Annotated in this window: 11 protein-coding genes; 3 read left to right on the plus strand and 8 right to left on the minus strand. The window is 65.5% G+C overall.

From position 1 onward, the window contains the following. Nucleotides 1-1035 precede the first annotated feature (1035 nt). Nucleotides 1036-2358 carry a lipase family protein gene (locus ACWGSK_RS08965; RefSeq protein ID WP_452455575.1) on the plus strand — a complete coding sequence of 441 codons (1323 nt, stop codon included), beginning with the start codon at nt 1036-1038 and terminating at the stop codon, nt 2356-2358. 58 nt (nt 2359-2416) lie between these two features. Here the strand turns inward: ACWGSK_RS08965 and ACWGSK_RS08970 are convergent, their stop codons facing one another. Beyond that, nucleotides 2417-3634: a PucR family transcriptional regulator gene (locus ACWGSK_RS08970; RefSeq protein ID WP_452455576.1), complete on the minus strand. Its 1218-nt coding sequence runs from the start codon at nt 3632-3634 to the stop codon at nt 2417-2419. A gap of 257 nt (nt 3635-3891) precedes the next feature. Continuing rightward, nucleotides 3892-4143 (minus strand): hypothetical protein, encoded by a 252-nt coding sequence (locus ACWGSK_RS08975; RefSeq protein ID WP_452455577.1) that lies wholly within the window; start codon nt 4141-4143, stop codon nt 3892-3894. A gap of 108 nt (nt 4144-4251) precedes the next feature. Between ACWGSK_RS08975 and ACWGSK_RS08980 the strand changes: the two genes are divergently transcribed. Continuing rightward, a complete protein-coding gene (locus ACWGSK_RS08980; RefSeq protein ID WP_452455578.1) occupies nt 4252-5190 on the plus strand; it encodes a 1,4-dihydroxy-2-naphthoyl-CoA synthase in 939 nt (312 codons plus the stop codon). 53 nt (nt 5191-5243) lie between these two features. Here the strand turns inward: ACWGSK_RS08980 and ACWGSK_RS08985 are convergent, their stop codons facing one another. From ACWGSK_RS08985 to ACWGSK_RS08995, 3 genes are all read right to left on the minus strand, one after another. Then, a complete protein-coding gene (locus tag ACWGSK_RS08985; protein ID WP_452455579.1) occupies nt 5244-5780 on the minus strand; it encodes a DUF488 domain-containing protein in 537 nt (178 codons plus the stop codon). Further along, a complete protein-coding gene (locus ACWGSK_RS08990) occupies nt 5773-5988 on the minus strand; it encodes a hypervirulence associated TUDOR domain-containing protein (RefSeq protein WP_358511452.1) in 216 nt (71 codons plus the stop codon). Before ACWGSK_RS08990 ends, ACWGSK_RS08985 begins: the two co-directional genes overlap by 8 nt. A 116-nt stretch (nt 5989-6104) precedes the next feature. Further along, on the minus strand, nt 6105-6896 hold the full coding sequence (locus tag ACWGSK_RS08995) for an SAM-dependent methyltransferase (RefSeq protein WP_452455580.1): 792 nt from the start codon (nt 6894-6896) through the stop codon (nt 6105-6107). 464 nt (nt 6897-7360) lie between these two features. Here ACWGSK_RS08995 and ACWGSK_RS09000 point away from each other — a divergent pair, with 464 nt between their 5' ends. Further along, a complete protein-coding gene (locus tag ACWGSK_RS09000; protein ID WP_452455581.1) occupies nt 7361-8095 on the plus strand; it encodes a hypothetical protein in 735 nt (244 codons plus the stop codon). 195 nt (nt 8096-8290) lie between these two features. Here the strand turns inward: ACWGSK_RS09000 and ACWGSK_RS09005 are convergent, their stop codons facing one another. The 3 genes from ACWGSK_RS09005 to ACWGSK_RS09015 all read right to left on the minus strand — a co-directional run bounded on the left by ACWGSK_RS09005 (nt 8291) and on the right by ACWGSK_RS09015 (nt 12684). Then, on the minus strand, nt 8291-10540 hold the full coding sequence (locus ACWGSK_RS09005) for a BTAD domain-containing putative transcriptional regulator (RefSeq protein WP_452455582.1): 2250 nt from the start codon (nt 10538-10540) through the stop codon (nt 8291-8293). Between the two features lie 301 nt (nt 10541-10841). After that, nucleotides 10842-12032, minus strand: coding sequence for an IS4 family transposase (locus ACWGSK_RS09010; RefSeq protein WP_452455583.1), 1191 nt, complete (start codon nt 12030-12032; stop codon nt 10842-10844). Nucleotides 12033-12327: 295 nt separating this feature from the next. Then, the gene (locus ACWGSK_RS09015) at nt 12328-12684 is read right to left on the minus strand and encodes a nuclear transport factor 2 family protein (protein ID WP_452455584.1); all 357 of its coding nucleotides are present in this window, start codon (nt 12682-12684) and stop codon (nt 12328-12330) included. Nucleotides 12685-12859 lie beyond the last annotated feature (175 nt).

The following is a 12859-nucleotide window of genomic DNA, read 5'->3' on the forward strand; positions in this document are numbered from 1 at the left end:
ACTCTAATTATAGGCGGGCACCCCAAAGAACGGGAGTCTTACTCGTGGGTATATTCAATTCATTTCCCAGCCAGCGGATGCGCCTACCATAGATACGGTGGCCATTCCGGGTTATCCGCAACCCGGGATTAAATAGGATCCGGGTTTTGATCTTGCTCATAGCGCCAATTTGGGCGCCGAACATGGCGCTACGGACAAGATCATCGGGAAAAAGCCCCACCAGAGCCGGCTACCGCAGGGACGCGCCCCACCCCGAACCCGGCCTGTAGCGGGCCCTTCGTTACCGGACCCGTCACGTAGTGGCGACGCGCTCCACGAGGACACCAGTCGGAGGGGAAGGGATCCGGCCGCTTGCGGCCGGAGTGGGGCGCAGGCCCACAGGGCCGTTAGGTACCTCAACCACTCTCCCCCCTTCCCCGATAGCCGCCAAACCGCCGCCCGCACCGCACGGGTCAAAGCCACCCACCACAGCGCCACAGCAACACAACATCGCCTTGACGCGTGCGGTGCGGGCGGCAACAATCACGCGGCGGGGAAGGAGGGAGAACCCACCCCCACCCCGCCAGGCCGCCGGTAGGTTCTCTACCTGAGGCGCCCCACCAACCACCCGAGCAACGCTCACCAACCCCAAGAACCAAAAACCCGAGGCACCCCACACCCCACACCCCACACCCCACACCCCACCCCCACCACCCCGGGCAGCGCAAAACCGGCGAAACCAGCGGCTCCCCCAAGATCGATGGGATCACGTAGGCGGAACGGTTCACCACCCCGAACTCTCCCGCCTGTGGATAACTCAGGGGAGAACCAGCCCCCAATACCGGGCTCCGCTGCCTCCCTCTGGCTGGAAGTCTCGGACCGACCGAGCCCACCGCCCCCCGACCCCACGGGCCCCACCGAGCCCTGAGTGTCTCGGGGTGAGTGAAACCCTTCGCGGCACACGCAGCACGGTGCGTAGTGCCACGTGTCGTTTCCGCGACAAGGTCTATGTGTCGCGCGTCACGCGCGATTCGCACAGGAGATCTGGAGCAAGTCGTGGAACACCAACCCCGCACACCCGGTCTGCGAAGGACCGCCGCGGTGGCCTGCACCGCCGGCGCGCTCGGCGCCGTGCTGGCACTGCAACCGGTGGCAGCGGTGGCCGACATGGAACCGTCCGTGACCCAAGAGCCCACGGACGTCGAGGTCGCCGAAGCGCTTGAGGACTGGGAGGAGCTCGACCAGCCCGAAGCCGATTCCCCCGAAGCCCGCAACGACTTCTACCTTCCCCCGGACCCCCTGCCCCAGGGAGAGCCCGGCGACGTCATCCGGGCCGAACCCTCCGAGGCCTACACCGCGCCCCTGGGCGTCGGCCAGTTCGACGCCGACGTGTGGCGGGTGATGTACCTGTCCACGAACGCCATGGGCGAACCCATGGCGGTCACCGGCACCGTCATGGTCCCCGATGCGGAATGGGAGGGTGAGGGCGAGCGGCCCCTGGTCTCCTACGCCATCGGCACCCACGGCCTCGGCTCTCACTGCGCCCCCTCGATCGGCCTCGAACAGGGCCTGGACTACGAGGCCTCGATGATGAAGAACGTCATCGACCAGGGGCACGCGCTGGTGGTCACCGACTACGAGGGGCTGGGCACGCCCTCACCGCACACCTACATGGTGGGCCACTCCCAGGGCGCGGCCGTGCTGGACGGCCTGCGCGCCGCGACCCGCATGGACGAACTCGACATCTCCGCCGAGGCGCCGATGGGCGTCAGCGGATTCTCCCAGGGCGGCGGGGCCTCGGTGTGGGCCGGTCAGATGCAGCCCGACTACGCCCCCGAACTGCCGCTGGCCGGTGTGGCCGCCGGGGGTGTTCCGGCGGACCTGACGCAGGTCGCCGACCAGTTGGACGGCAGTCTCTACTTCGCCTTCGTGGGCTTCACCGCCTACGGTTTCGCGGCGGCCTATCCCGAGCTGTCCTTCGAGGAGCACCTCACCGAGAAGGGGCAGCGGCTCCTGGACGCCTCGGTCGACGGCTGCATGATCGAGGCGCTGACCTCCGGTGCCGGCATGACCATGGACGAGACGGTCGACGTCGACCTGATCAACAGCCCCGAGTGGCAGGCCCGGCTGCTGGAGAACAAGCCCGGTGAGAGCGTGCCGGAGGCGCCGCTGTACCTGTACCACTCCTCGGGCGACGACGTCATCCCGATCGAGCAGGGGGAGGAGTTGCGCGACGCCTACTGCGCCGGGGGCGCTTCGGTGGAGTGGCGACGGACCTTCTCCGGGCCGCACCTGACGAGCTTCTTCCTGGACACCCAACGTGCCCAGGACTGGCTCAGCGGGCGGTTGGCCGGGGAACCGGACTCCAGTACCTGCTGAGGCCGATGGCACGGATGGAGCGACACGGCCGCCGGGAACCTCCTCCCGGCGGCCGTTCTCACGTGCGCGGGGCCGACCGGAGCAATCGCTCCACCCGCAGCGCCATCTCCAGCTCGAAACGCGGATCGGGCTTGTCCAGCCGATCACCGAACAGCTCCGTCAGTCGGCGCAGGCGATACCGCACCGTCTGCGGGTGGAGGTGCTGTACCTCGGCCACCCGCTTGGCGTTGTACCCGTGCTGCAACCAGAGCAGTAGGGTCTCGGACAGGCGCTCGCGTTGCCCCTCGGACAGCTCCCGCATGGGGGCCAACCGGGAGATGGTCATCTCCCGCATCAGCTCCCGGTTCCGTAGCAGCAGGAGCGGCGTGAGGTGTTCGCTCCACAGGGAGATCCCGTCGGCGGGCACCACCCCCGATTCGACCAGTTGGAGGGTCTCGCGCGCGTGGTTCAGGGAGAGGGCCGTCTCGGTGACGTCCACGGCCGGACCCGCCGCGGCGTGCCGGCCGCGCAACAGGCGTTCCAGGGTCCGCATCCTGCCGGGCCCTTCCGGATCGGGGAGCACGAGACAGGGATCGGCCCGGTGGAAGTCGTGCAGCACGTCGGAGGGCAGCGTGGGCGGGGCCGCCTCCTTCCCGTCTCCTTGGAGGACGATCACCGCCACCTTGTCGGGGACGCGCCACTGGGCGGAGGAGGCCAGGTCGGCGATGGCCCGGGGCGAGGGGGCGGGGTCGGACAACAGCAGGTCGACCAGGCGCCTCCGACGTCGTTGGAGTTCTCCCGAGGCCCGGGCCCGCGCCTGGTTGTAGCCCTCGGAGGCAGCGGAGGCCATCTCCTCTAGGAACAGGAACGCGGCCTCGGCGACCGGGCCGATGTGCCGCTGGGGCAGGAGTTCGGGGCGCTGTTCCTGAACCTTCAGGAGTTCGCGCCACATGATGACCAGGGCGGTGCGCATCGCGGTCTGCAGGCTGTCGAGGCTGCGGCCCTCGTGGACCTCCGCCTCACCGAGCATGCGGAACCGTTCCCGTAGCCGGTGCTCCGGCGGATCGGTCACCCCCACGCGGTCCAGGAACACGGTCAACGCCTCACGGACCGCGGTGCGGGTGGAAGCGGCGTACACCTGGTTTCCGGGTCGGATGTATTCGGGCACGCTCTCGTGGATCCGGGCCACCACCACGTCGATGAGGGGTTCGACGTGGGCGCGGAAGTGGTCGGCGAACTCCACGGGGACGTCGGCCAGGGGATGGGTACCGCCCCGGGGCCGACCCTCCGTGGGCATTGGGGGCACCTTCACGAGTCGTGTCCTCTCCGCCTGGAACGAAAAAGTTACTGACGAGTAAAGGAGAGGCTACGGGACTCGGCGGTTGATGTGAATCCCCGCACGGCCGGGAAAGGGGCCTGTCCGGACCCGGTGTGCGCCCGGTGCAGGGTCGGTGACGTCTTGCCGACCCAGGCCGCCCCGGCGGTGATCCACCGAGGAAGCGCGCTCGAACGACGACGGCACCCACCATCCGGTGGATGCCGTCGAGGTGCCCCTCACCCGGGAGGCGAGGCGCCGATCATCTCCGAGTCGAAGAGGATGTTCTCATTCGGGACGACGTCGGGTGGTACCCGCAAGTGTCGAAGTAGACGTTGCGCATCACGTGTTCCTCCAGCTCCGGCCCGCCCAACGCCACCGCTGTGCGGGATGATCAGCTTCAGGTCCGGGAAGTCGGTGAACAGGTTGCCCTGGACCAACTGCAGGAAGGCCGTGGTGTCGGTGTTGAGGTAGCGCCCCCGGTCGCTCACCTGCGCCGCCTGAGCACCTGACGGCGAGCTCGACGCCACCTGGGATGATCTTGATCGACACGCGACAGCGTTGAGCCCCCAATGGCGTCACGGAAAAGAGGAAAAGGGATGGAAACGTCGGCGAGCGAGCAGCCGTTCAGAGAGTCTGAATGGAGGAAGGTCGAGGGTTTCGACTTCACCGACATCACCTACCACCGCTATGTCGGACCCGCGCGTAGTGGCGCGGGCAAGGACATCGGTGCGGTGCGTATCGCCTTCGATCGCCCGGAGGTGCGCAACGCCTTCCGGCCGCACACGGTCGACGAGCTCTACACGGCGATGGAGCACGCGCGCTCCTGGACGGCGATCGGTACCGTCCTGCTCACCGGCAACGGCCCGTCCGCCAAGGACGGCGGTTGGGCCTTCTGCTCCGGCGGGGACCAGAGGGTGCGCGGTCGGGACGGCTACCTGTACGAGGGCGGTGAGGACGGAGGCGAACAGCGCAAGGCCGACCAGGGCCGGCTGCACATCCTGGAGGTCCAGCGGTTGATCCGCTCCATGCCCAAGGTGGTCATCGCCGTGGTCAACGGCTGGGCGGCCGGCGGCGGACATTCGCTCCACGTGGTGTGCGACCTGACCATCGCCTCACGACAGCACGGGTTCTTCAAGCAGACGGACGCCACCGTCGGATCGTTCGACGGTGGGTACGGTTCCGCGCTGCTGGCCCGTCAGGTCGGCCAGAAGCGGGCGCGGGAGATCTTCTTCCTGGCCCGGCCGTACTCGGCCACCGAAATGCAGGAGATGGGCGCGGTCAACACCGTGGCCGATCACGGCGAGCTGGAGGACACCGCGGTGCGGATGGCCACCGACATCGCCGACCAATCGCCGCAGGCGATCCGGATGCTCAAGTACGCCTTCAACCTTCCCGACGACGGGATGCTCGGGCAGCAGCTGTTCGCGGGAGAGGCGACCCGGCTCGCCTACATGACCGAGGAGGCCGTGGAGGGCAAGACGGCGTTCCTGGAGAAGCGCAGCCCCGACTGGTCGGGCTTCCCCCGCTACTACTAGCCGGTGCGGCCGGGATCGCGTCGCGCGGTCCCGGCCCCGGATCGTGCGAACCGCTAGCCGGTGGCCGGGTATGTGACCTCGCGCCGGGGGTCGATGACGGCGCCAGGACTCGGCCGCGCCGCGTCGATGTGGTCGACGCCGAGGATGTGCCGCACGTATTCGGCGTGAGCGAGGAGGTGATCGGCGATGATTCTCCGGTGGCACCGCCACCACACCGCCTCGGAACACATCACGGCCGCGCGTCGCGTGCGTCCCCACCCCCGCAGCTCGGCGAGGGCACTTCGGAACTCGTCCGAGAGTGCGTGATCGGCGTAGTTGTGGAAGCCGCGGTTCTCCCACCAGGCGTTGACCTCGAACGGCACGTCCTTGCTCACCGGACGACGTCCGGTCAGCCCCTCGGCGCGCCGATACCGGATCCCCGCCTCACCGAGGGCGTCCGAGAGCGGACCCTGGTCGAACCACGGGTACCGGGTAGAGCCCGGAAGCCGCCGAACATCGACGATCAGCTCGACGTGGGGCTCCCGGAGCAGCTCGACGAACTCGCCGAGCGTCCGGTTGGAGTGCCCGATCGTGAAGAACGGCTCATTCATCGACCGGCCGCAAGGCGCTGCCCTTGTGGGCGGCGACGTGGTCGGTCTTGTCGCTCTTGATCTCGTACTGCGGATCGTCCTTCGACGCCCGGCGGGTGTGGCCCTTGTAGTCGAAGTCCTTCGTGTGCACCTTCGTCACCGTGCCCGACACGTGCCCGGCCTCCGAGTTCCATGTCACGTGGTCACCCACGCTGAACCGCTCGGACATCTCGACTCCCTCCGTGGTCGTTCCATTGAAACACCCGCCCTGATGGAACATCGGGACGGACACCCCCGACCACGTCGCCGGGATCGTGCACGGGAGACGGGGGCGACCACTCGGGTTCAGGGCTTGCGGGCGACACCGCCGTACTGGGCGACCTCTCGGACAGAGCCCACCCGGCTCTCCTCGGGCCGCCAGAACGGGACGGAGACCACGCCGGGATCCAACAGCTCCAACCCCTCGAAGAAGGCGCCGATCTGCTCCGGGGTGCGCAGGTGGATGGGTTGGGCCGCGTTCTCGTTCCAGGCCTTGGCCGCCTCCACGATCTGCGGGCTGGTGTCGGTGCTGTCGCACAGGGCCAGGAAGCTTCCCGAGGGCAGGGCGTCCACGTAGGCGCGCGCCACGGCGTAGGTCCGCTCGTCGGCGGGGAAGTGGCCGAACGTACCCATGATGACCAACCCGATCGGTCGGGTGAAGTCCAGGTGCTCGCGGGCCTGGGCCAGTAGTGTCCGCGGGTCGAGCAGGTCGGCGTCGATGTAGTCGGTGGTGCCCTCCTCGGTGCTGGTCAGCAGAGCCCGGGCGTGCGTGAGGACCAGGGGATCGTTGTCGACGTAGACGATCTTGGACTCGGGGGCGACCGCCTGGGCGACCTCGTGTGTGTTGTTCGCGGTGGGAAGACCGGTCCCGATGTCCAGGAACTGGCGGACGCCCTCTTCCCGGGCCAGATGGGTGACCGAGCGGAGGAGGAACCGGCGATCGGCGCGCATCACCTCGACGATCTCGGGGAAGGCCGATTCGACCTGTTCTCCCAGAGCGCGATCGACCGGATAGTGGTCCTTGCCCCCCAACCAGAAGTTCATCACCCGTGCGGAGTGGGGAACGGTCGTGTCCAGGGGGATACGCGGGGTGTTCATCGGCGCCTTCCTGCGCGGGGAACGATTCGGGGGATCATCGGTCATTCTCCTCGCGCGCAGACCCTCCGCGCAACAAAAACCCTGTGCACAAGGGTTTCGCGAACATCGACGCGCTCGACCGTGAACCGAGGGTCCATCGCGGGTCGATGTACATCATGCAGCCGGATATAGCCGGCGAGAACGCCATGACGGCCTGACCAGGAAGTTTTCCCCAGGAGGCCTGCGTCTCGGCCGGATCTCCGAAAAATATCCTCCCCCGACAGAACTCAAGTCTCCGGACCGCCATCGGAACACACAGAAAGTAGCCACACTGACACAGACCCTGACACGGAAACCGACACAGACACATGTAGGGCGACGGCAGGAGCAACCGATCCCGGGGCACCTTGGAACCCGCCCGGTGTAGCGACTCCCGAAGCCGATCCGCAATTTCGTACGTCCTTCCTTGGGGAGAAAGGAACATCATGAAGCTCGATGTCCGTTCCAGCGTCCTGGCCCTCGCGACCTCTGGTCTGGTGGTCGTCGGTTCCGCGGCCTGTTCGGCCCAGGGAATGGTCGACGCGGTGTCATCGGTCGACCCCGCGCATACGGGGGAGAACTCCCAGGTCGACGAAGGGGTGGAGACTCTGGCGGGAGAGCTGGAGTTCCTCGCTCCGGGCGAGTTCATCATCGACGGACAGGCCTTCCACATCGCCGAGGACACACGGATCCTCGGTGGCCATCACGTCTGCCCCGCCGAAGACGGTGTCGACGAGATCGGTTTCGGAATCGTGGAGTGCGACCTGGAGACGCTCGAAACCACCGTCCAGGGTGACACGGCCGTCTTCGCCGAGGTCGAGGTGAACGAGGAGGGCAACGCCGAGTCGGTCACCGAGTACGACAACGACAGCCACTACGACTCCGTCGAACCCGATGCCCCGGAGGAGTCCGGTGGGTTCACCGGGACCGCCACGGGAGAGTTGGAGTACATCGCCCCGGGCGAGTACCGCGTCGACGGCACGGCGTTCTACGTGGCCGAGGACACCACGATCATCGCTGGGATCTACGCCTGCGCCGAAGGTGTTCAGGACCCCGACACCGGCGAGGTGAGGTGCGACTTCGACGAGTTCGACGCCACTCTCGCGAACGGGACCGTCATCCTGGCCTCGGTCGAGATGGTCGACGGGATCGCCCGGTCGATCACCGAGTACGAGGCCTGAGGCGCTGAGACCCTCCCGGTGAACGGGATGCGACCGCGACCGTCATCATGATGTCCTGGCTCCGAGCCGGGGGTGGACGCGGATCGTGGGTGTCTCCCGAAGAAGGCTCGGAAAACACCGAAGGCCAGAACCCACGGTTCTGGTCTTCGGTATTGCTTGTGGGTGGTACGGGACTCGAACCTGTGACCCGCACTCTCAGGTTGAAAAAGGCTCACGCAAACGTCGACTCTTGCGCTCTCTAGTGCTTTCTGTGTTTGGTCTTGGTTTCTCGGAGAATTCCTTGGGGAAATATTTGTTTCCAACGACCAGCGGGAGGGCCCTCATGAGTCGCGCCCGCTTTAAAGCGGCGGAATCCGGGCTGCCGAATGCTCGTTCGAAAAGCCACCAAGTCGACTCGTCAATGCATTGTCCGATGGAGTTCAACAGGTTGTCCAAGATTGCGGTGACCCCGTCGGTCGAAAGCGATTCGAGCACGATTCGGTTGCTATTGGGTTGGGTCGCACCCCAATGTGGATGCCGCTGGTGGAAATCTTCGTTTGCGCTCGCGACGACCAGAAGCTTCCCCGGAAGGATGGACGTGCCAAGCCGCTCGAAGAAATCCAGGGTCGCATTGTCGGCAAGATGCAGATCGTCCACTACGATCATCACCGGGCGATTCACGGCCAATTCCCGAACAAGATCCTCGGCGCTCCCGGTCAAGTTGGCCTGACGGTGGCCTCCGATCATTGTGTCGCGTGAACGCAACTCGGCGGTAAAGGCGAGTTGATCGACGCTCTGGGACCTACTCACGCGATACCTGACAATCAGCGGTGCAAGGATCGCCTGGAAGTTGGCCAACTGGCAGAACTCCGACAGCAGCCGGCTCTTCCCTGTTCCATGGTTCCCGAGCACCGTCACCAAGTGCGGGATTCCCCGCTGTTCCACCCGTTCGAACGTGCGCAGAAGGAGCTCCAACTCGTAGTCACGCTCGATGAATGGTTCGGTCTCCACCCAGTCGTCTTCCGAGAGCCCGTCGGCCGCCCAGTACCGTGGTTCTTCGGCGCTCTTGGCGAAGCGCAACGTGGCCGAGCTCATCGACCTGGTCCGATCGCACACCCAGACCGAACCGACCGGGACCCGCGGAAAGGTCTCCCAGCACTGGTCGAGCAGTGCGCCGTTCACGAAAATGTCACTCGCATCGGGAACGTCGGTGTTCCACTGAAGGGCGCCGGTCGCCACCAACGCGCGGATCGTCAAACCGTCCGTGTACTCGTCCGACATGTCGAGGCTGTCGCGCAGAAGCAGTGCGAGTTGGACGGCATTCGCGGCGTTCTCCCCGGCATCACCGTGATTGAACAGCGCGATCGTCGCCGAACCCACGGATGCCACAACCTGTCCGCCGCAGCACTCCACGCCCATCCTCAGTAGAGCGTGGATGCCGGCGAGCAGCTCGTCGGCTCCGGAAGGATCGACCGTCGTCGCGCCCGCCCCCACGTGTGCCCGCGCGATCATGACGGTCGTTGTGTACCTGTCGGCCGACGCGGTCGTCGCCGGGAGCACGTCGGGTGCAGTGACCGGAGCCAACGTGTCGGGAACGACATCAGCCTGGAAACCGGCCGCCGCAGGAGGCCGAGTGGTAACGCCGGGCGGCGGCGCCACCTTGACGGCACCGGTCTCCGTGGCAACGTCGAAGTCGCCTTCGTCGAGTGTCGGATCATGGCACAGGATGCGCTCTTGGAGCTGCCGGAGCGAAGGGCCCGGCTCGAGTCCGAAATCCTCCATGAGTTTGGAATGCGCCCGACTGTAGATGCTCAGGGCCTCCGTTTGCCGACCGGAACGGTACAGCGACAACATGAGCAACCCGGCGGCACCTTCGCGCAGCGGCTCGGCCGCCACCAGTTTTTCGATTCCGCCGATCACCTCGCGGTGATGCCCGCGTGCGACCTTGGCCTCGTAGTACAGTTCCAGCGCATCCGTGCGCGTGTTGTCGATGAGGGTGGATTCCGGCCAGTTGAGGCCGACTTCAGCCAGGTCCGCCAGCACGTCACCGCGCCATAGCTCTAGCGCCTCGCGGACAACGAAAGCCGCTTCGGCCGGCCGGCCATTGGCCATTTCTTTCCTGCCCGACTCCAGCTTCCGTTGGAAAAGGTTCAGGTCGACCGAGCCCTCGTCAACATCGAGCATGTAGCCCGGCGACTGGGTGATGAGCACTGGTGGAACGCAGTGCGGCTGCATGGAATTCAGTACCGACCGCAAGGACCATACGGAATTCTGGATGATCTTCCGGGCGGTCGCCGGCGGTTCATCGATCGGCCAGAGCGCATCCATCAGTTTACTGATCGACACTACCTGGTTGGGTTCTAGCAGAAGCCGTCCTAGGAGTGCACGCTGCTTGACTCCTCCGAGTGCAGCGCGCTCGCCATTGCAGATGACTTGCAGTGGGCCGAGTAATTTGAACTCTACCATGGTCCCATAGTCCATGTTTCCGTATCAAACCTCCGGTTCCCCTCATGGGTGATTTCGCTATGAGAAGCCAAGTCCATGATGAATGTTCCCCGAATTTCGGACAAAATCCCCCGCCTTGCCGAATGTCAATCGCTAATTATTTTCTAGAATTTTGGCTCATGTTCCCGTTAAATCTTTGATGATCTCACTCTACAATGTTCAAGATTTTGACCCGAAGTTACACTACCCGAAATCCTTACTCGGTATTCGAGTGATCATCGTCATCATGCCAGTGATGGGTGCGGGCAAGCGGTAATGCCGCTTAGCGTAAATTGATCTTCCGGGCGGGGCGGGACCATGCTGCCGGCCGCTCGGCCCGATCAGGGGCGACCTCGGCCTCGGTGGCCGCCTTGCAGAGCAACGAGCTCAAAGCCCGGTGGGTGAGCAGGTAGCCGTAGACCTCCTGTCGGACCATGTCCGGGCTGCGTGAGCGCAGCACCCGGCCGGACCAGCCTAATGAGCTCTTCAATTCGGCGTTGGCGCACTCGCTCTTCCAACGCTGGTGGTAGGCCTGGGCCAGGTGGGGTGCGGGCATGGCGAGGGGGTCGGTGAGTGTGGTCAGCAGACAGACGCGTTCGGGCTCGGCGGCCTGCTGGTCCACCTCGTATTCGATGACCCGGATCAGGCGGGCCGGCCTCTGGTGGGTGACGGGCCGGGGACGGGCACGGGCACGGGTGATCACCGACAGGTAGGAGCCGTCCGGGAGGAATTCCACTACGGGCAGATCCACCTCGTCCTTGACGCGCCAGAGCAGGTGGGCGCCGGTGTCGGCGGCACGGTCGAAGTCGGTACAGGAGGAGAAGCGGTGGTCGGCGAGCAGCAGCATGTCGTGCTCCAGGCGGGGGTAGAGGGCCCGGGCCGGGGGCCGCTCCTCTGCGCCTCTACCGTCCCCACCCGGCCCCAGAGCGGCGGCCAGGGGCGCGTGGGAACCGCACTCGTTCAGAGTCACCACCCTGACCTGGGGAGAGGTCGAAGGGATGGCCGAGTCGCCGCTGCCGAACGCGGCGGCATTGGCGCCAGTGTCGGGCACGTCCAAGACCATGCCGTCGATACTGACCAGGCGCAGAGGTCCCAGCCAGGCCGTCCGGGTCAGGGCCCCGGCGACCGGTCGAGCGGCGATCTGGTCGAAGATTGTTTCCATGACCTGCCAGCCCAGACGTTGGCGTGCCTGGGTGATCCCGCCCGTGGTCGGGGCCTGCCATTCCCGGCAGCCCCATAGAGCCAGGGGTTCGCTCAGACGGGTGATGACCTCTTCGTAGTCCTTCTCGGAGAACAGGGCCAGGGCCATGGCGAAATAGACCATGACGTGGGGAGGGAGTTTGCCGTCAGAGCGTTTGGCCTGCTTACCGTGCTGGGTCAGGGCCTGCTCGATGACATCGCGGGGCACAGAGGAAGTCAGAACGCCGACGCTGAGCCAGTCGGAGAGCCTTCCGGTGGGCGGCGTGAGAACCATGGTCAGCAACCTATTCGACGACCCACGTCAACTTAAGCTAAGCGGCATTGAGAAAGGCGGCTTGGCCGATATTGGCCAAGCCGCCGGAGGTGGGGACCTTGAGTTTCGGTTCACCGGCCCGCGCGGATCACGTGGTCAGGACCTCTGTGGCCATGACGTGCGCATCGGCGCCGGTGCGCGCGATCCTGCGCTCGTGGCACCGGAAGGTGAGGTTCCTCCCGGCAGTCCGATTACTCGTTCGTGGTTACGCCACGCCATACCCGCTCTGAACATTCCGATACCAGGTTGGCAAGGCTCAGTAGCCGTTGAAGAAGCCGTACAGCCTGGTGATGCGGCCGCGTTCGAGCAGAGCGACGTCGTAGCCGCTGACGACTGGTGGGCCACTGTCCGGGCCGACCTCCCACGTGAAATGCACGAGGTCGTGGTGTGCCAGGACGGGGCCGTGGATGAAGCGCATTCCGGCGAAATTCCGTGACGCGTCGCTGATGTACTTACCGATCTCGGAGGTGCCTGTCGCGGTGATATTGGGATCGACGTACACGCCTTCCGGGGTGAAGAGGTTGTCGATGATATCTTGTCGTTCCCGGTTCGCTGCTGCGTTCCAGATCGAGATGTACTGCCCGACAAGATCGGCTGCGGTCTGGGCGTTCATGTGATCTCCTTGTTCCAAAGGGTTGAATATTGATCGATCGGCGTTTCGGTGGAGCGGCCGCCGAGGTGATCCTATCGGAGTCCCTTCGCCGGAGAATCAGAAATATACTCGGGAGCGAAAGGATCGCAGGAGTTTTCGCTGAAAGCCGTCCTCTTCGTTTTCCAACGATGGGCAG

The sequence above is a fragment of the Nocardiopsis sp. NPDC055551 genome (assembly GCF_053619415.1).

Excerpts from the sequence above, each read along its gene's own strand:
- ACWGSK_RS08970 (WP_452455576.1), bottom strand. The coding sequence starts at position 3,634 with ATGCCCACGGAGGGTCGGCCCCGGGGCGGTACCCATCCCCTGGCCGAC.
- ACWGSK_RS08985 (WP_452455579.1), bottom strand. The coding sequence starts at position 5,780 with ATGAATGAGCCGTTCTTCACGATCGGGCACTCCAACCGGACGCTCGGC.
- ACWGSK_RS09005 (WP_452455582.1), bottom strand. The coding sequence starts at position 10,540 with ATGGTAGAGTTCAAATTACTCGGCCCACTGCAAGTCATCTGCAATGGC.
- ACWGSK_RS08980 (WP_452455578.1), top strand. The coding sequence starts at position 4,252 with ATGGAAACGTCGGCGAGCGAGCAGCCGTTCAGAGAGTCTGAATGGAGG.
- ACWGSK_RS08990 (WP_358511452.1), bottom strand. The coding sequence starts at position 5,988 with ATGTCCGAGCGGTTCAGCGTGGGTGACCACGTGACATGGAACTCGGAG.
- ACWGSK_RS09000 (WP_452455581.1), top strand. The coding sequence starts at position 7,361 with ATGAAGCTCGATGTCCGTTCCAGCGTCCTGGCCCTCGCGACCTCTGGT.
- ACWGSK_RS09010 (WP_452455583.1), bottom strand. The coding sequence starts at position 12,032 with ATGGTTCTCACGCCGCCCACCGGAAGGCTCTCCGACTGGCTCAGCGTC.
- ACWGSK_RS08995 (WP_452455580.1), bottom strand. The coding sequence starts at position 6,896 with ATGAACACCCCGCGTATCCCCCTGGACACGACCGTTCCCCACTCCGCA.
- ACWGSK_RS09015 (WP_452455584.1), bottom strand. The coding sequence starts at position 12,684 with ATGAACGCCCAGACCGCAGCCGATCTTGTCGGGCAGTACATCTCGATC.